The sequence below is a fragment of the Limosilactobacillus reuteri subsp. reuteri genome (assembly GCF_000016825.1).
GTDB lineage: Bacteria > Bacillota > Bacilli > Lactobacillales > Lactobacillaceae > Limosilactobacillus > Limosilactobacillus reuteri.
The window spans coordinates 1,446,114-1,463,685 of record NC_009513.1; the positions used below are offsets into that span (position 1 = coordinate 1,446,114).

Annotated in this window: 20 protein-coding genes, 1 tRNA gene and 3 pseudogenes; 9 read left to right on the plus strand and 15 right to left on the minus strand. The window is 37.4% G+C overall.

Going from position 1 to position 17,572, the window contains the following annotated elements; translation table 11 throughout:
- Window positions 1-72: 72 nt before the first annotated feature.
- From LREU_RS07290 to LREU_RS07300, 3 genes are all read left to right on the plus strand, one after another.
- Window positions 73-531 carry a flavodoxin gene (locus LREU_RS07290; RefSeq protein WP_003668685.1) on the plus strand — a complete coding sequence of 153 codons (459 nt, stop codon included), beginning with the start codon at window positions 73-75 and terminating at the stop codon, window positions 529-531.
- Window positions 524-961, plus strand: a complete 438-nt coding sequence (locus LREU_RS07295; RefSeq protein WP_003664422.1) for a GtrA family protein — start codon at window positions 524-526, stop codon at window positions 959-961. The genes LREU_RS07290 and LREU_RS07295 overlap by 8 nt, the downstream gene beginning before the upstream one ends.
- A gap of 94 nt (window positions 962-1,055) precedes the next feature.
- Window positions 1,056-1,370: a UCP014422 family protein gene (locus LREU_RS07300; RefSeq protein WP_003668687.1), complete on the plus strand. Its 315-nt coding sequence runs from the start codon at window positions 1,056-1,058 to the stop codon at window positions 1,368-1,370.
- Between the two features lie 197 nt (window positions 1,371-1,567).
- Here LREU_RS07300 and wecB read toward each other — a convergent pair whose 3' ends face one another.
- From wecB to LREU_RS07320, 4 genes are all read right to left on the minus strand, one after another.
- Window positions 1,568-2,689, minus strand: coding sequence for a non-hydrolyzing UDP-N-acetylglucosamine 2-epimerase (gene wecB / locus LREU_RS07305; protein WP_003668689.1), 1,122 nt, complete (start codon window positions 2,687-2,689; stop codon window positions 1,568-1,570).
- A 79-nt stretch (window positions 2,690-2,768) separates the two neighbouring features.
- Window positions 2,769-2,841 (minus strand) — tRNA-Arg (locus tag LREU_RS07310).
- Window positions 2,842-2,900: 59 nt separating this feature from the next.
- Window positions 2,901-4,202, minus strand: coding sequence for a DEAD/DEAH box helicase (locus LREU_RS07315; RefSeq protein ID WP_003668691.1), 1,302 nt, complete (start codon window positions 4,200-4,202; stop codon window positions 2,901-2,903).
- 11 nt (window positions 4,203-4,213) lie between these two features.
- Window positions 4,214-5,233, minus strand: a complete 1,020-nt coding sequence (locus tag LREU_RS07320; RefSeq protein WP_003668692.1) for a Gfo/Idh/MocA family protein — start codon at window positions 5,231-5,233, stop codon at window positions 4,214-4,216.
- 160 nt (window positions 5,234-5,393) lie between these two features.
- On the opposite strand from LREU_RS07320, the gene LREU_RS07325 reads away from it, so the two are divergent.
- Entirely contained in the window at window positions 5,394-5,756 is a 363-nt protein-coding gene (locus LREU_RS07325) for a DUF4828 domain-containing protein (RefSeq protein ID WP_003668693.1), read from the plus strand.
- Between the two features lie 31 nt (window positions 5,757-5,787).
- Here LREU_RS07325 and LREU_RS07330 read toward each other — a convergent pair whose 3' ends face one another.
- From LREU_RS07330 to LREU_RS07350, 5 genes are all read right to left on the minus strand, one after another.
- Window positions 5,788-6,375, minus strand: coding sequence for an LOG family protein (locus tag LREU_RS07330; protein WP_003668694.1), 588 nt, complete (start codon window positions 6,373-6,375; stop codon window positions 5,788-5,790).
- 4 nt (window positions 6,376-6,379) lie between these two features.
- Window positions 6,380-7,303 (minus strand): lactate/malate family dehydrogenase, encoded by a 924-nt coding sequence (locus LREU_RS07335; RefSeq protein WP_003668695.1) that lies wholly within the window; start codon window positions 7,301-7,303, stop codon window positions 6,380-6,382.
- Between the two features lie 106 nt (window positions 7,304-7,409).
- Window positions 7,410-8,939: a glutamate--cysteine ligase gene (locus tag LREU_RS07340; RefSeq protein ID WP_011953528.1), complete on the minus strand. Its 1,530-nt coding sequence runs from the start codon at window positions 8,937-8,939 to the stop codon at window positions 7,410-7,412.
- A gap of 136 nt (window positions 8,940-9,075) precedes the next feature.
- Window positions 9,076-10,107, minus strand: a complete 1,032-nt coding sequence (locus tag LREU_RS07345; protein WP_003668697.1) for a DUF3114 domain-containing protein — start codon at window positions 10,105-10,107, stop codon at window positions 9,076-9,078.
- Entirely contained in the window at window positions 10,097-10,552 is a 456-nt protein-coding gene (locus LREU_RS07350) for a GNAT family N-acetyltransferase (protein ID WP_003668698.1), read from the minus strand. The genes LREU_RS07345 and LREU_RS07350 overlap by 11 nt, the downstream gene beginning before the upstream one ends.
- A gap of 136 nt (window positions 10,553-10,688) precedes the next feature.
- Between LREU_RS07350 and LREU_RS07355 the strand changes: the two genes are divergently transcribed.
- Window positions 10,689-11,396 carry a Bax inhibitor-1/YccA family protein gene (locus LREU_RS07355; RefSeq protein ID WP_003668699.1) on the plus strand — a complete coding sequence of 236 codons (708 nt, stop codon included), beginning with the start codon at window positions 10,689-10,691 and terminating at the stop codon, window positions 11,394-11,396.
- A gap of 51 nt (window positions 11,397-11,447) precedes the next feature.
- Here the strand turns inward: LREU_RS07355 and LREU_RS07360 are convergent, their stop codons facing one another.
- Together LREU_RS07360 and LREU_RS07365 are read right to left on the minus strand one after the other, a co-directional pair.
- Window positions 11,448-12,002 carry a hypothetical protein gene (locus LREU_RS07360; RefSeq protein ID WP_003664436.1) on the minus strand — a complete coding sequence of 185 codons (555 nt, stop codon included), beginning with the start codon at window positions 12,000-12,002 and terminating at the stop codon, window positions 11,448-11,450.
- A 60-nt stretch (window positions 12,003-12,062) separates the two neighbouring features.
- On the minus strand, window positions 12,063-12,575 hold the full coding sequence (locus LREU_RS07365; RefSeq protein ID WP_003668700.1) for a GNAT family N-acetyltransferase: 513 nt from the start codon (window positions 12,573-12,575) through the stop codon (window positions 12,063-12,065).
- Between the two features lie 146 nt (window positions 12,576-12,721).
- Here LREU_RS07365 and LREU_RS07370 point away from each other — a divergent pair, with 146 nt between their 5' ends.
- Window positions 12,722-13,156, plus strand: a complete 435-nt coding sequence (locus tag LREU_RS07370) for a LytTR family DNA-binding domain-containing protein (protein ID WP_003668701.1) — start codon at window positions 12,722-12,724, stop codon at window positions 13,154-13,156.
- Window positions 13,153-13,599 carry a DUF3021 domain-containing protein gene (locus LREU_RS07375; RefSeq protein ID WP_003668702.1) on the plus strand — a complete coding sequence of 149 codons (447 nt, stop codon included), beginning with the start codon at window positions 13,153-13,155 and terminating at the stop codon, window positions 13,597-13,599. Before LREU_RS07370 ends, LREU_RS07375 begins: the two co-directional genes overlap by 4 nt.
- A gap of 8 nt (window positions 13,600-13,607) precedes the next feature.
- Here LREU_RS07375 and LREU_RS07380 read toward each other — a convergent pair whose 3' ends face one another.
- The gene (locus LREU_RS07380; protein ID WP_003668703.1) at window positions 13,608-14,531 is read right to left on the minus strand and encodes a peptidoglycan recognition protein family protein; all 924 of its coding nucleotides are present in this window, start codon (window positions 14,529-14,531) and stop codon (window positions 13,608-13,610) included.
- A gap of 251 nt (window positions 14,532-14,782) precedes the next feature.
- Here LREU_RS07380 and LREU_RS07385 point away from each other — a divergent pair.
- Window positions 14,783-15,184 (plus strand): annotated as a pseudogene (locus tag LREU_RS07385) (LLM class flavin-dependent oxidoreductase); the annotation flags it as partial.
- A 176-nt stretch (window positions 15,185-15,360) separates the two neighbouring features.
- On the opposite strand, the pseudogene LREU_RS07390 reads toward LREU_RS07385, so the two are convergent.
- Window positions 15,361-16,137, minus strand: a pseudogene (locus LREU_RS07390) (RNA-guided endonuclease InsQ/TnpB family protein); the annotation flags it as partial.
- 66 nt (window positions 16,138-16,203) lie between these two features.
- Here LREU_RS07390 and LREU_RS10275 point away from each other — a divergent pair.
- Window positions 16,204-16,389, plus strand: a pseudogene (locus tag LREU_RS10275) (LLM class flavin-dependent oxidoreductase); the annotation flags it as partial.
- A gap of 54 nt (window positions 16,390-16,443) precedes the next feature.
- Here the strand turns inward: LREU_RS10275 and LREU_RS07395 are convergent.
- Both LREU_RS07395 and LREU_RS07400 read right to left on the minus strand, forming a co-directional pair.
- Window positions 16,444-16,902: a methylated-DNA--[protein]-cysteine S-methyltransferase gene (locus tag LREU_RS07395; protein ID WP_003668708.1), complete on the minus strand. Its 459-nt coding sequence runs from the start codon at window positions 16,900-16,902 to the stop codon at window positions 16,444-16,446.
- 14 nt (window positions 16,903-16,916) lie between these two features.
- Window positions 16,917-17,570 (minus strand): nitroreductase, encoded by a 654-nt coding sequence (locus LREU_RS07400; RefSeq protein ID WP_003668710.1) that lies wholly within the window; start codon window positions 17,568-17,570, stop codon window positions 16,917-16,919.
- Window positions 17,571-17,572 lie beyond the last annotated feature (2 nt).

A 17,572-nucleotide genomic window follows, 5' to 3' on the forward strand; every position in this document is an offset into this window, starting at 1 on the left:
CCACTTGTCTGCCCTGATATCGCAAACCGTGCTATACTATATGAACGTTATAGATTTAATGGAGGTTATAAAATGGCAAAAGCACTTGTAGTATACGCAACCATTACCGGTAATAATGAAGACGTTGCGGATATCATTACTGACGCTCTTGAAGATTTAGGAGTAGAAGTCGATGAAGTTGAAATGACAATGGCTGATCCAGCTGACTTTGAAGAAGCTGATATTTGTGTGATCTGTCCTTATACTTACGATGAGGGAGCTCTTCCAGAAGAAGGAATTGACTTTTATGAAGACTTGCAAGAAGAACAACTAGCAGGCAAAGTTTATGGAGTTGCCGGCTCTGGTGATACTTTCTATGGGGATGACTTCTGTGTTGCCGTTGATAAATTTGGGGATGCTCTTGCCAGGACAGGGGCAACTAAGGGCGCTGAAAATGTTAAAATCAACCTCGCACCAGATGAAGAAGACATTCAAAAGCTCGATGCCTTCGCTAAGCAATTAGTAGAAAAGGCGGCTAAACTGAATGATTAAGGATCTGTGGGTAAAATATAAGTCAATCATCGCCTACCTTTTTTGGGGCGTTGTCACAACGGTGGTTAACTTAGCAGTATTCCAGATTTTGAGTTCTGGGATTCATTGGAATTATCAAGTAGCTAATGTTATTGCCTGGTTTCTATCGGTTTTAGTAGCTTACTTCACTAATAAAGTCTGGGTATTCGGATCACATTACACTACTGTTAGTGACTTTATTGTTGAGTTTCTTCGGTTCTATTTCTACCGAGGCCTCACACTTGTATTAGATATAATTATTATGTATGTTGGGGTTTCTTTATTAGGATTCAATGATCCTCTCCAACAATTTATCGTTAAATTTATTGATAATGTCATTGTGGTAATTGCTAATTATATTTTCTCAAAGTGGTTAATCTTCAAAGATAATCGCGATATTGCAGATAAATAAATGATAGGATTCGGACTGTAAACTTACAGTGCGAATTTTTTATTTATTTTGAGAATCCCAACTATAATAAATATTAAGAAGGGACTGACCTAAAATGATGAAAAAATTCCCACCAATTGAAAAAATACTAGAAGCTTATACAGCAATTGCTGACGGTCACGTTAAACTTGAAAACGATCAAGCACTCATAACCTCCTCTAATGAAGCGAAAACTTATACCGTCACCTTTCACGACAATACCTATACTTCAAATGACAATGCCTCATACTGGCAAGGCTATCTTGGATATCCCGGAATTGCTGTCCTAATGCTTCAAGGAAAGTTACCATATAATAAGGAATTAGCTCAACAATTTGCCGGGGTTGATTGGAATAAAATCAATCAAGAATATAAGCGTAATTATGCGTAAGCTGCTGATGCTGTTATGACTGCTAAAGGAATTGATAAGAAGAAAGCAGAGACGGAACTTCATCATGTTTACGATGCCCTAAAGCAATTACCAATTACCAATTATCGTTAAACGTGGAGCATTACGACCACCTAAAGCAAACTAAAGGTGAATAAGAGACTACTCTTTTACATAAAAAGCTCTCTTATTCACCTTTTTTATTGTTGTGATAAGTATTTTTCAACAATTTTAAGAATCTTTTCGCTTGCGTGCCCATCTCCAAATGGTACTTCCGCTAGTTCCATTTGCCGATACTTCTTCTCATCATTTAACAATTCAAAAACCGCTTGTTGAATCGTTGTCGGATCAGTACCAACAATTTTTACGCCCCCTAGGCTGACCGCTTCTTGACGTTCTGTTTCATCACGTAAAAGCAAAAGAGGGCGATGCAATGCTGGAGCTTCTTCCTGCAAACCGCCTGAATCAGTTAACAGAATCGAACTCCGGGCAGCAATATTTAAGAAATCATGATGATTTAATGGTGTAATAAGATGAATCCGGTCATGATCTCCTAAAATATCATTAGCCAGTGATTCTTCTTCTGGATGAGGATAGACAGGAAATATCAGGTCAAGATTGTTGTTAGTTTCCACAATATCACGCATTGTATGGAAAACACGCTTCATGGGGGCGCCAAGGTTATCTTTGCGCCGCATTGTCATTAATAAAATCCGATTATCTGCTGGGATGGACTGCAGTAAAGGATGCGTAAAATCTTCTTGTAAATTATGCTTCACGCTATCAATTGAAGTATTTCCAGTAACATAGATTCGTTTTGCTGGATGGTGCTCTTGCAACAAATTATCGCGGGCACTTGTCGTTGGCGCAAAATAAAGGTCTGCTAGATTATCTGTAAGGCGCCGATGCATTTCATCAGGGAATGGTGAATACCGTTCATAAGTACGCAAACCAGCTTCGACATGGCCGAGTGAAATATGATGATAAAAGCTAATTAAACTGGCAGCCAAACTTGTAGTAGCATCACCAGCGACAAGGATCATATCTGGTTGTCCAGCATTAATCACATTATTTAAGTTATGCAACAGTTGGCTCAATAGTTCAACTTCATTTGTGCTTGTTACGTTCGATGAATCAACACTGAAATCAATTTGAAAATCCAGATATGCCAACGTGTCGTTTAATAATTGGGAATTTCCCGTTGCAACAAGAACTGGTTGCCAGGTTGCTGGATTTTGTTGCATCAATCTAATGATCGGCGCCAGCTTCAAAACCTCAGCCCGTGTACCAAACAAAAACATAATCTTATATGGTGACTGCATTAATGATTCTCCCTTCAGCTTCTAATAAAAAAGACGTAATCACTAAACAAAGCAATCACGTCGACAGCGCATTATCAAATGGTCCCATCCGGATTTGAACCGGAATCGACCGCTTAGGAGGCGGATGTACTATCCAATTATACTATAGGACCAAACTAAAGAATATTATCGCATTTACGAAGGATTTCGTAAAGACGATAATTATTCTTTTTTAATTTTCGTTGTTTTTACGCCGATGTTTCAAACGAATTCCTTTATTTTTACGATTCTTTTTCTTTCGCCGTTTCTTGGGCTTAGAGAATCCACTGAGGGTTTGATTCATCTTTTTGTGGGTTTCACCACTTAATTGTTCTTTTTGTAAGTGACGACTAGCCTGCTTTTTAATTGGAACCACCCGTTGACCTTCTTCCGGTTTCTGATTGGTTAATTTATTATCACCAATGTAGAGCTTAGTTAGTTCATAATCACTGTCAGCAAGCAACTTCTTAAGGTCACGAATGTCATGATCATCACCTAAACTAAGTGCCAGTCCTGGTTCTCCTTGGCGTCCGGTACGGCCAACCCGGTGAATGTAGGTATTAAGCGATGTTGGCAAGTCAAAGTTAATAACGACAGGCAATTTAGGAATATCAATCCCCCGGGCTGCCAAATCCGTTGTCAATAATAACTTAATTTGCCGTTTCCGAAACATCCGCATTGCTTTTTCACGTTGTACTTGTTTCTGTCTACCACCCAAAGTATCTACCGCAACATGTTCGTGCCGCAACCGACTTGCAGCATAGTTAAGGGTGCGGGTACTGTTGAAGAAGACAAGCGCCCGAAAATCTTTAATACTCGTCAGCCGGCGTAAAGTTGCTGTTTTTTGCGCATTGGTTCGTGCACTTAAGTAACCATGTTCTACCGGTCCCTGAGAAGTATCCTCATCCCGCACATCAATAGTTTCAATATCGCGACCAAACATCACATTCAATTCATCCAGAACAGGAGATTTTGTAGCAGAAAAGAATGCTAGTTGAGTAGATAACGGGGTTGCACGCTCAATATCTTCTACGACAGCTAAAGTATCGTCCTGAAGCATGTCATCAGCTTCATCAATAACCATTGTCATTAGATGGCCGAGCTTTAAGTGGTGGTTATCAAGCATATGGAGTACCCGTCCAGGTGTCCCTACCACGACATCAGGGTGTTGGTGCAAATTCATAACTTGTCGCCGTAAATTTGCCCCTCCTGTCAGTGATTGAACGCTAACACCAATTAAGGTTGCCCATTCACGGATTACCTTGGTTGTTTGAATTGCCAATTCTTGTGAAGGTGCGAGAACCAATAATTGAGTCCCCTCGCCTGGCATAATCTTAGGCAAGAGTGGCAACGTAAAAGCTAGAGTCTTTCCAGAGCCAGTCGGTGCTATTCCAAGGACAGATTGGTCAGTTTTTAATGCCGGCGCAACTGCTTTTTGGATTGCTGTTGGTTGCTTGTATTTTTCATCAAAGTGTTTTTGAAATTGTTCGATCAAATTAAATCATCCTATTCTTGATCGTTATCAGATGGGAAAACTAGTTGAGCAGATTGACGAAGGGAGTACATAACTGAGTTGACCGTCTTAGATAATTCTAACCAATGCTTGTACTTCTTCATTTCCTCTTCATCATCAGGATTGTTAAAGAGGTCTGCGAAATCATTCATTTCATCAGTCATTGAATTTTCTTCAACTGGTGCTTCAATTGGGTGCGCATTTTGGTCAGCATCATAGTAAGTAACCTTTCGCGTATCAAAAATACTATCAAAGACTAAGGTATCCTTCAAGCCGTAAACTTCAGAATAGAGGTGAGAGTTGGCAGTCTTACCGAAGTTTAAAGTGACAGTAAATTTATCATAGTTAAGGATTGCAACCCCTTTACCATCAACCCCAGTTTTAGTAAGCGTTGGGAAGTAAACTACAGATTCTGGTTCACCATAAATAGTAACGGCACCATAAACAGCATATACACCGAGGTCCATTAATGCTCCCCCTGCATACTTAAGGGTAAAGATATTTGGATATGGTTCACTGCCATTAAGAACTTTGTCAAAACGCGATGAATATTTCATTACAGTGATGGTTGCGCCTTGAACGTAATGTTCCTTCATCTCATCAACTTTCTTCAAGGCAGCTTGATAAATCTTGGTATGGATATGACGGGCTGCTTCAACCAAACGAGCCTTAGGGTGGGCTGCTAATAATGATTCAATTGCACTGTATTCACTTGGATTTACGAAGGCTGGTTTTTCAACAATAATAAATTTATCATTTTCAATTGCTTTCCGTGCTTGTTGATAGTGCAAACTATTTGGTGAAGCAATATAAACAACATCAAAGTCGCCCTCTTCAAAGAACTTATCAATGTCATCATAAAATTCAGTTGCTCCATATGGCTTACCAAACTTCTCAGCATGCTCTAATGTTCGAGAATAGACAGCAGTCAATTCATATTTTCCAGTTGCCTTGGCCGCATCTAGCATCTGATCAGTAATAATATTTGTTCCAATAACACCAAGTTTTAGCATAAAATCAACTCTTCCTTTTCAAATATTTCTTTGCTTATATTTAATTTTAACAATTATTGCGCGTTTTTAACAGAAATGAAATCTTCTGATAATAGAAATGTGTGTATAATTAGTTATGTTATAAAATGACTTATCACTTAATTGAGGAGACTGATAAAATATGAGAAAAAAAGGAATGTTACTTTTCGGCGCGGGACTAATGGCTGGACTCACCAGTACTTTAGGGTTCAGTCGTGCGAAGAAAAGCAATAATACGATCTCGTTACCCATCTTTTATGCGGGCACATGGCAATATTATGATAAAGAACGAGATCGCTCTCATAAAATAACCATCTCTCCTGAATTAAAGCTCAGTATCGATAACCAAATCATTCCGGCAACGGTTCAACAAATCAAACCTGATAAGTTAGTTTTCCTTGATCGGTTTGGTTATCACATTACTATCCAGGCGAATGAGCAACGGCCAATTTCATTAACCGATGAAGCTGATGACCAAGTTTATACTATTCAACCATTAAAATAATGTTGGCGCTGCAAGACAGCGTTTTTTATTTTTAAATTATTTTTGAGTGCTGAGTGTACTGACGATGTGCCGGTGCCTTATAGTTTTGCATAAATGCCAAAATCTGGTCAAACTGGTCACTAAAACAGATACTATTTAGATAAGGATCTTCCACAAAGCCCGCCTTATTCATTTGCTTAAATAAATCGTTTAACGAATCATAAAAGCCATTAAAGTTGTAAAAAGCAACTGGCTTATGATTATCCCCAACTGTTGTCCATGAAGCGGCCTCGGTAATTTCCTCTAATGTCCCAAAGCCGCCGGGAAAAGCTAACAATCCATCCGCAAGATCCATCATCGTTTGCTTGCGAATATCCATATTAGGGACAATTCTTACATCTTTTAATTCGTTATAAATGGCTCCACGTTCAGCTAGCTCAGTAGTTATTACCCCGTGAACAACGCCGCCATTTTTTAAGACTGTCCGAGCAAGGGTTCCCATCAAGCCAAACGCACCAGCACCATAAACTAATTCAATATCGCGTTGGACCAGCCATTCACCAAATCGTTGTGCTTCATAATTAAATGCTGGATCATTTCCGTCACGCGCACCACAATAAACTGCAATTCGTTTAATCATACAACTACTCCCCTTTAATATTTTTTAGAGAATCTAATTGATGCTTAATTGTTGCTGCCGCACTCTTAATCTCCTCTTCTTCCAATGGGTAAAGCTTTAAGAGGAGGAGGTTGCCAATCCCTTGCCGACCAATTAACGCTGGAAAACTGATGTAAGTTGAATACTGCGGCTGATAAATTGCAACCGGCAACGCTAATTGTTCATCCGCAAAAATTGCCGTAATAATTCGGAGAGTCCAAGCAGTAACAGCACTAACATTATACCCTAATCCATCGAGAGTGTACCAATTACTAAGGTTCGCCTTAATTTTAAGCTGACTTTGATCTAAGTGATGACCATTGATTGCCGCAGTTAAGGGTTGTCCATTCACACGAACAGTTGACCAAGCAAATACCTGGTGACCATCGTGTTGACCATAGACAAAGCCAGTTACATTGGCAGCAGCGACCTTTGCGGCTTCTGCAATTGCCCGATAAAGGCGCGCAGTTTCAACAACCGTGCCAATCCCAATTACTTGCTTTTGCGGCAAGCCAACTTTTTGCTGGAGAACAGCAGTAATTGCCTCATTAGGATTAGTAAGGTTAATTAAGATCCCACTAAAATCACTCTTAAAAATCTTATTACCAACTTGTAAGGCCTGCTGATAGCTAGTCTCAAGCTCAGCCATTGGTTGTTGCTTCATCAAAGCACTCTTTCCAAAGGCGGTAATAAGGATATCCGCATCGGCTAAGGCAGCGTAATCTTGAATAATTATTTTTGTGTGGGTCGCTAAAACCGTTTGGGCATCATTTAAATCGGCCTGAATTGCAATAGCTAGTTGATCTTTTTCATCAATCAAAACTAATTCATCAACTTTTCCGTTCATTACTAATTGGTTGGCTAGCATTTCACCCACATGACCGAGGCCAATAATTCCAATCTTTCTCATTTTTAGCGCTTCTTTCTATTTCCCGGGAAATAACGAAAGTGAAAACAAGGTTATTACCCTACTTTAAAAAGATAGAGACTAGGAAATAATCTCCTCAGTCTCTTTTTTATTTTTCCTGAAAATCCTGAACTTCTGGGAAATCACTAAGAATTACATCACGGGCACCCTTTGAGAAATCAAAAGTTGCTTGAGCATTATAACTTTCTTGATGATCTCCTACATATAATACTACTTGCGTTGGTTGCAAGTCTATTTGGACACCTAACTCAATGGCAGCTTTAACCAATTGTTGAACATCGTCTGAGTAAACATCGCTGATTGCTTGCAATGGATGTTGGAAATTAATATTTTTCGTGTAACGATCATTGGCAATTTTTAACCCAAATGATAATAAATCACCATTTTCAAGTTGATCTGCTAACTGACCGCTAAGAGTTAGTGAAGGATCATCCACTCGTCGTTGTACAAACTTCAAAGCAAGCTGGTATTCTCGCGGAGCATTAAACTCAACAATAAAGTTTTGCAACTCTGCGATTAACTGCATTGCTTCTTCATGCATCCACGGCAATTGTTCCTTTGGCTTTTGTAAGGCCACTTCATTATTCCGCTTTTTTGCTTCCGCTAATCGTTCCTCCAAGTTATCAGGTAATGGTGAAAGAATACTATTTAAAAGCATTAATTCAAGGAAGTTAATCGTATCATCACTAATTCCTGTTCGCGACAACGGGTCAAGGTCAAAATTACGAAATTCAAGATAATCAATTCCTTTATGTAAAGCCCCATCAATATCATGCATATCATGGTTATGCCGCCGTAATCGTACTGGGCCAAAGAATTCCTTCATACTATAGTAAGTGCCATTGTCCATGAAGTGCTTTAGTTCTGCAAAATGCTGGTCGTATGAAGTATAGGTAACTTGCTCATTGGTAAAGTTATCATCCCCATAATCACTACAACGCAAACTTCGAACTGGCAGCTCCAAATCCTCTGGAATACTATGTGGCATATCTTCAGAAACCGGACTTGCTCCATATAAGTACGTAAATAACCATTGATAAAGGTAGAATTTTTGCGCTAATTTAAAGTAAAGATGATTTTGAAAATCAATGCGGTTTGGATACCGGTCTGCATAAAAGCGGTGATAAATCTCGTTGATTAATTCACCATCCAAACTAAAATTAACATGGACATCCCCTAAAATTTCTTGAACAATACCATATTTCTTTCCTAGGTAATCATGAGTCTCTTGGTCCCATTTCTTAGTAAATGCAGTTTGTAAATATTCAAGGTCATGCTGATAAGTCGGTCCTGGCGCCATACTTAACGGCCATAATCGTTCATCACTCCGTAAATGTGAGATAACAATCTGCTCTAACATTTTTAGTTGCCGAACTGCATTTTTAGCTCCAACAACTGGACCCGTTTCAAAGTCCATCATGTCATCCGTATAGCCTGAGTTCAAATAAATATTATATTGCCGCGAACGCAGATTTTCAGGATATGGATAACGACTTGCCCGCCCATTGGTCAAAATTCGGTGCTTCTTTGCCTCTAAACCAAACTGTGAAGAAAAAAGTTTGGCATTTAATGACGGTTCTTTTAAAGCTGCTTTAAGTTGATCATAATCGGTTCCCATCCAAGAATCCCTCCAATCAATCATTTTAATTTTATTCAAATTCAACCATAACACTTTTGAAACATAATAGACAATAATAACTTAATTATTTTACTGGATAATCACTTCAAAATAGATTAACGCTTTCTGTCCTTAATTATATCAATCTCCGCCACCAAGGAACACTAAATTGCTGATACGCTTTATTCTTAGCAAAGAAATGATTAATTCCGCTATTTTTACACTGATGTTCTTTTAATGAATTGACATAATCAGCATAAACCTTTATTCGTTGCGAATCCGGAACACCCCGCCACGCGATAACATCCTGCATATTTTTTACTAAGTCAGCATAATTACCGCCATCATCATAATCAATAGGTGCCTGCCAATATTTTTTAGCGATCCTTCGAAGCTGACTATCGGTCGGTTGAGTAATATCAAGACGCTGATGAGTATGCCGATATTTACCAGTTACATAATACTCTCCATAAGGAATTCCATAATTAAAAGATTCTGTATCAGCAATTTGCCGTAATTGATTGGTCGAATAATGCGTGGGATCTGAATCAACCCTTCCTTGGTTATCAAAGCGATAAATATTCCATTGACTAATAAACTTTCCTGTTTCGATATCAACAATAAATTCAATCATTCGGGCTGGATTAGCATACCGACGATACGAATTACGAACTAATTGAACTTTCATATTAGAGGGATAAGTAAATTTATGATGGTAACGATTATGATAATTAGCACCAGTCTTAAAGTCTAATTTAAAGTGATTATCGTGGGCATAGGAAAGCAATCGTTGAAAATCTGTCGCTTCTGATGAAAGAGAGGGACGCTGATATCGGCGAATAAAAGCGATGTTTTGCCGATCAAGATAACTGCGAAATAAATGAATTTTGCGTCCTAATAAATCTGCTTTTAGCCCTTTCTTCCCTGAATAAGCCGTCACAACTAAATCACGAAAATAAGGATAGAAAAAACTGGTGGGGGCTAACTGAGGTGAAAATTGATATACAGTTGGTGAAAATTGAAGAAATCCATAGTTATCAATATAAGCTTTTAAATGGTGATTAATAATTAAATCAAGCTGTTCACGAGCGTTGAGACCGCTTTGTTTCAAGGCTCTTATATAGTTAACGGAACCAATTTGATTTACTTCTATCATGTTATTTGTCATAAATATCGTTTAACGGTTCATGAACCATCGTAACATGCTCGCGCTCGGCTTCTATAAAATGGTCACCAACAGATGCAAAACCATATTTTTTATAAAAATCTTCAACATAGGCTTGAGCATGAATAATTATCTTAAAGTTGGGGAAATTCACTTTGATTCCACTTAATAAATGTTCAATAATCTTTCCACCTAAACCAATCCCGCGTGCTTGTGGAGCCACAACTACGCGGCCAAAAGTTACAACATCATTCTGAATAAAATAACGTGCATAAGCAACTACTTCACCATTAGTAGTCGCAAAAACATGGTGCGCAAGTGAGTCGCTATCATCCGGATCAGGATAGGAACTCTGTTGTTCTCCATTAAAAACTTGTGCTCGTAACTTAAGAATGGCAAAAAGTTCATTAACTGTTAGTTCAGTAAACTGTTTATCAAACCATTGCATAATTTATCCCTCCTATAATTTTATATATTATACAAAAACTAGTAAGTTAGCATAATTTTCCCGCAAAACAATTTTATTATTAAATTTATGGAATATAATAAAGGTAATGATTTATTTGTGAAGGGAGCGTTCAATAATGGATAATTTTTCACCAAATCGTCGAAACGTTGTTGATATTACCGACTTAAATAAGTTTTTAACAAAAATGTATGGTTTAATGACCCTAGCAGTATTGCTTTCTGCCTTAACTGCTTGGCTCGTAATGACTGTTTTCGCTCAGCAATTTACTGCTTTTATGGTCAATAACCGCTGGGGAATGTGGTTAATTATCCTCTTGCCAATCATCCTGACGTTGGGGATTAATTTTAATGCTACTCGCAGCCCTGGCCTTTGTCTGTTCCTATTAATTTTAACAGCAATCGTCTACGGAATTACCTTTGCTTTTATTGCAGGTGCTTATGCTGGCACTGATATTGCAACAGCTTTCGTTTCCTCAGCGAGTGTATTCTTAACAATGGCGATTATTGGTACTTTTTCTCATCGTGATTTTACGCGAATTGGTTCTTATGCCAGTGCAGCCTTAATTGGCTTGATCATCGCCATGCTGGTTAACTTTTTTGTCCAAAGCCCAATGATTAATTATCTGCTTTCGATCGTTGCCGTAATCATTTTTACAGCGTTAACTGCTTGGGATGCACAACGAATGAAAAATATCTATATCGAATGCAATGGTCAAGTCTCATCCAATGGACTGGCTGTTCTTGGCGCTTTACAGCTTTACCTTGATTTTATTAATCTCTTTATTAGCTTCTTAGACATTTTTGGATCAAGCAATGACAGATAAAAACATTAAATAACAAAAATGGTCAGTGAAAAAATGCTAGTTTTTTCCTGACTATTTTTTCTTAGTATATTTTTTCCACACTAATGCCTCTTTAATACACGGATAGTGACGAATAAGGATTAATGTATATGTACCAGTTGTAACCGTAAGTAATAGCCAAATTACCCAACCATTATCTGGCAAAAACTTAAAACGTTCTCGTAAGACTTCATCTAATAAGTCAAATAATAGTCCTTTAAATGTCATCTTTAGCCCTAAAAGGTGGTCTGTTGCAATTTCAACCATAAATACGAGGGCAAATCCATATAAATAGGCCCAACCACGCCGATATTTAAATATATGGTTACCATATTTATCTTTTTTCGCTGTTTTTACAATGCGAACACTAAAGGTTTGGAACCAGCCAAGCATGATGCCAATTAAAATTAGAACAATTGTAACTAGCAAATGCCATTCCTGTTGCTCCGTAAAGATCGAAATAATGGTCATGACTAATGCATAAATCGGAATAATTATAAAACTAGTCTTAGTCACAGTTTCGAATTGAAATGTTCCTTTAATGAAATTATATAAAATTAATAGGCAAAAAATTATTAAGAGAGTCATTAAACATCCCTCCTAATATAAATATAAGATAGATTTTAATAACTCTCCACTATTACACTTTTAATCGTCTAAAGTAATTCTTTTTTCAAAGCGAAACATTTCATTATTAGTATCATTCTGAGTTTCATAGTTAAGATCTGGATGGCTTTGGTTATAAAATTCTACAGCAGCAAAGCCACAACGGTTGATATAAAAATGAATATTTCGTTTATCAAAATACGGGGTACATGTCTCCCAAAGAACTGTTTGTGGATATTTCTGCTCTAATGCAGTCCAAATTTTATAACCAATTCCTTTATTTTGGTGTGCAGTATCAACGTATAAAAAGTCTAAATGATTGTGATGTGTTTGATCATCGATTTGTACAATTGCGCCACCCACAATCTCATGATCTACAACCGCTTTAAATCCGTGGGCATTATCACAAGTAAGAGATGCATAAATATCTTCAGTCGGTAATACATCTTCTAAGGAGCTATCCTGTACTTGAGCTGCTTGATTAAACGAATCTTTCATCGCAGGAACAAAAATTGGTAAATCTTTTTCATTAAGTGGCATAAGCTTAAAATCCATCGTTTTACCTCCTAAAATACATAAAACTAAACGACCAATAATTTAAGAAATCTTACCATTTGCTGTAAATTTTTGACCACTTATTACATATACAATATAAGCGGTGACAAATATAATATACTTAGATTAGAAAGGAAGTGGGAACTATGAAAGTAAACTGTCATATCGACCCTAATATTGAAGAGGAACATCTCGATTTATTTGTCCGTGAAATGAATCCCCAAATTAGCAACCTCCTAAAAAGTTTTACAAGTACCGAACCAGTATTATGGTGTTATGACGCAGATCAAATCATCCCCATTAAATTCTCGGATATCTTTGAATTAACTGTCGCTAAGACCGGTACTAAAATTTCAACAAAAGATCATACCTACTTTTATCGTGAACGGTTATCCCACTTCAAAAGCAATCTTCCGAATGACTTTATTGAAGCATCTTGCAGCACTATTTTTAATTATCATTACCTTGATCACCTTGAGTTATTAGATAATGGCTTGATAGATGCAATTTTAACGAATGGTAGCCATATTCAGATTTCACGACGAAAAATCAAAAATTTGAAAGCGAGGTTAGGACTATGAAAAAATATGTCAAATATACGATTGGTTTCTCAGGAATCGGGGTTCTAATTGGTCTAGCAATCTCTTTAGTCTTCAACTATCTTGATGGCAGTACCATCTACTACCCATCATCCCCTAATTTTGTTAACCAATTCGCTCATCCCCTTAACAGCGTAACTGTTTCTGTTATTTTATGGATGCTAATTGGCTGTGTTTTTGGGTTTGGCAGTTTAATTTTTGAACTTAAAAATTGGTCACTGCTAAAGAAAACGATCATTAATTTTTGTGCTTACTATGCTGGCTTTGCGCCATTAGCAATCCTATGTGGTTGGTTCCCGCTGACTTGGATTAATTTTGCTATTTTCACGCTTATTTTTATTGTAATTTATGCCATAATTTGGAGTCTTAATTGGTATTCGATAAAAAAAGAGATTCGCTCAATTAATCAGCAAATCAAAAAATAGATTTTTACTCACATTTGATTGTAATAAGCCTGGACTAATTCAACAAAGTTATTAATATTATAAGTTGTTCCAAATAACTTACGAGCCGCTGTCGACCAATAAGAAATCGGGTCTTCGTGATCAGTCCCACCAAGATAGTTTGAAATCATTGCATGGGTCCAAACAGTTCCCCCACCATCTTTGGTTCCCTTCGTCACAGGCAAATTATTCTGTTTTAAGATATAGGCTGTATAATAAGCAGCGTTGCCAAGCTGGTTCGCAAAAGATGCTGCGGTATATTCATGAGGCATTTCAAACTGGACAAAGTATGGATTAGCATATGGTCCTGCTCCTTCTGCCATATATTTTGTATCCGCAATATTAATAATTTGTTGATTATCAATAAATGTATGAACAAACACTCTAGTTGAACTATAATTTTGCTTCATGTAAGATACTTCACTACTAATCGTTGAATTTTCATTCCCAGTATCGTGAATTACGACCCCACGAGGATTTCCAGATGAAGTACTGTACCCGCGTTGTTCAAATATACTTAAAATTTGTTTAGTAATTTTAGCGTGTGGAAGACCAGATTGAGTAAGATAACTATTGATTTCGTTGTTCATTTTCAGCTCAATATCGGTGGCCCGAACAAAATAATTTTTTCCATTATAGTTAATCTGTGCGTAAGTATCATCGTTATCATTAGAAGTCAGATAGTAGCGATTGACCTTAACTAAGGCTTGATCAGGCAGGTTGACGCGTTGAATTGCTGAAAGTGAATTATATATTCTTGCGCTACTGCTTAACGTAGCCGTTTCACTAACAGCATATGAATTACTAACCTCCCGCGTATGATGAGAATAAAACCAACTCCCACCGATTATTGCCGCGACAATTATAATAAGTGATAGATATATTAAATTTTGTTTTTTCTTTCTCTTTGCCATACTAGTTATTGTAACGAATAAATTTGAATTTTGTAGGAAAAAACTAATTATTTATAAGTAAAGTTAAAAATCCCTTGCCGTCATCAATACTGAAAGCAAGGGATCATTTTTTATTTACCATCCATTAAGCAGCATCACTACAAAACATGCCATTTACGTGATTAACACCTATGCAAGTGGTATTGTTAAATAAAAATATTTATGACATTATATACTTACAAAAAATAAGCAAGAGGAAGGAGTGACTAATTATGAATGTCGAATTAGGAATCTCAACATTTGGTGAAACGACCCCACTCGAAAAAACAGACAAGGCAATTAGCCATGATGAACGGATTAGAAATCTTATTGAAGAAGTAGAATTGGCCGACCAAGTAGGAATTGATGCATATGCTATCGGTGAACATCACCGCAAAGACTTTGCAGTTTCAGCACCTGAAATCATTATAGCGATAGCAGCTGCAAAAACAAAACAGATTCATCTTTCAAGTGCCACTACTAATTTACCAACGATTGATCCAATTTGGGTTTTTGAGCAATATGCCACAATTGATGCAATGGCTCCTGGAAGAATTGAAATTATGGCTGGCCGCGGATCATTTACTGAAGCATTTGATTTATTTGGTTATGATCTTGATAATTATGATGAACTATGTCAACCACCACTGACTAAAATTAGTGGCTTGTGAGCTGAAAATCCTCGTGGATTTCAGACCACAATTTGCGTAGATAGGGACAACTTGCTTGACCAGCCGAGGCTGTAATCAAGTAGTGGTCGTCTAATTACCAACGCCTTTTATGTCCCCAGGTTGCCATAGGGACAGATAAGCTAGGCTAGTTTAGCTATTCCCTTATCAAGAATATTTTTAGCTGCGTTCCAGTCACGAATATGGTGAGTACCACAGTTAGGACAAGTCCATTTGCGGTCAGCTAACGTTAGTTTGTCCGTGCCATTAGTACCCATCACAAAGCCACAATTGTGACATGTTTGGGTAGTATTTCTTGGGCTGATTGTGATAAATTGCCGACCATACAGATCTGCTTTATATGCTAACATGCCAAGAAAGGAACGCCAGCCAACGTCAGAGATACTAAGCGCTAAAGCATGATTTTTGAGCATATTCTTACTACGCAACTCCTCAGCTACTACTAAATCGTGGTTCTTGATTAGTGCAGTAGAGATTTGTTGAAGAAAATTATGTCTTTGGTTCATTACTTTGGCATGAAGCTTAGCAACTAACAAGCGTTGCTTTTGGTAATTTTTACTGTCTCGTAAAGAACGATGTTCTTTTTTTGCACGCCATTGCCGTCTAGATAAAATACGCTGCTCTTTGGCTAATTTGTCTTTAATAGTGCGATAATATTGTGGATTAGGAACTGTGTTACCTTCACTATCGGTTAAGAAATTATCAGTATTAAGATCAATTCCAATATGTCCGTGATTAGTTTTGGACTCTTTAACGAAAGGTTTATCTGAAGCTAGTTGCATTGATAGAAAGAAGTGATCCGCCGGATCTTTAGTCAACGTCACAGTACCAATTCTAGTCTCACACATTCTCTTCAAAAGACGTGCTTGAGAACCGGCAACACGTAACAGTCCGATTTTAGCTCCTTACGGAGCTTGATAGGGCCTTCCATCCCATGACTAAAGTCACGGGATTTCCGGCTGAATATCATTAAAATGATGGAATTGCTTGGCTTAAAGCGTTTCTACCTCCACTTGCCAATTGCCTCAATGCCCCATAAAGATGTATTAAAAGCAATTGAAATTTATGGAAAAGAAGTTGTACCAAAAGTCAAAAAATATTTTAAGGATAAAAGCAAATTGAATGATTTTTCAATTAAATGGAAAGCATAAAAAGATAGACGTGAGTGGAAAAAACACTTTTTTCTCACCCACGTCTTTTTATTACTAGAGCTTAATATTCTCAATTGCTAACAATTTCTTTTTGCGTTCAAGGCCACCGCTATAGCCCGTTAATTTACCATTTTGTCCAAGAATACGATGACATGGGATAAACAGTAAAATTGGATTTTTACCAACAGCATTCCCTACTGCCCGTGGACTACTATTAAGTCTCTGAGCTAGTTGCCCATAAGTCACCGTTGTCCCATAAGGAATCTGTCTTAATTGTTGCCAAACTCTTTGTTGAAAGTCTGTACCGTTCAAATGGAACTGGGGATATGTTAAAGGAACATTTCCCAGGAAATAATCATCTAACCATCTAACGGCATCTTTAATTGCCGGATAATTAGGATTAAGATTGTCCCTTTCAGATTGATCAACAAATTTTACTTCAGTGATCCCAATCGCATCTGCTTGAATCTTAATTATTCCTAAAGGCGAAAAGTAATTAAATCTGGCAATCATTATACTCTTCCTCTTTAGTTAAAATGTAAAATTTCATTTACAGGACGACGCTCTGAATGGTAGCTATTAATTGTCGTATCAGCCGAATATCCAAGCGAGATACCAACAATAAACCGTTCATCGTCTGGCACATCTAAAGTTTGATGAAGAATAGCTGGGAAACGAACACTGTTATAGGTTGGAATCGTTCCTAAACCATAAGCAGTTGCTGCTAACATGATGTTTTCAGCAAATAAGCCCGCATCAAAAATCGACCAATCTGGTGAAGCTTTAGGAATAGTAATATAAAGAATTACTGGCGAATCATATAAAGTATTGCTGGCATTTGTCATCTTTTCATGTGCCTCATCGAAATTAGCAAAATGATGAACAATTCCATGCCGCCATTGCTTCATATTATCTTGGGTTTGCGGTGCCCAATCTTCACGGCTCATCACTGGCAAATCTGAATTCCCTTGGTTACCTGCAATATCTTGATCACGATAAGCATTCTTAATTTCTTGTAATGTATCGCCCATCGCACAATATACTTGCCAAGGTTGAGAGTTTACCCATGATGGAGCACGTTGAGCTAATTCAACAATTTTAGTAATCATTTTCTTTTCAACGGGTTTGTCCGTAAATTGACGAATTGAATGGCGTTGATTAATTGCATCTTGTAATTCCATTA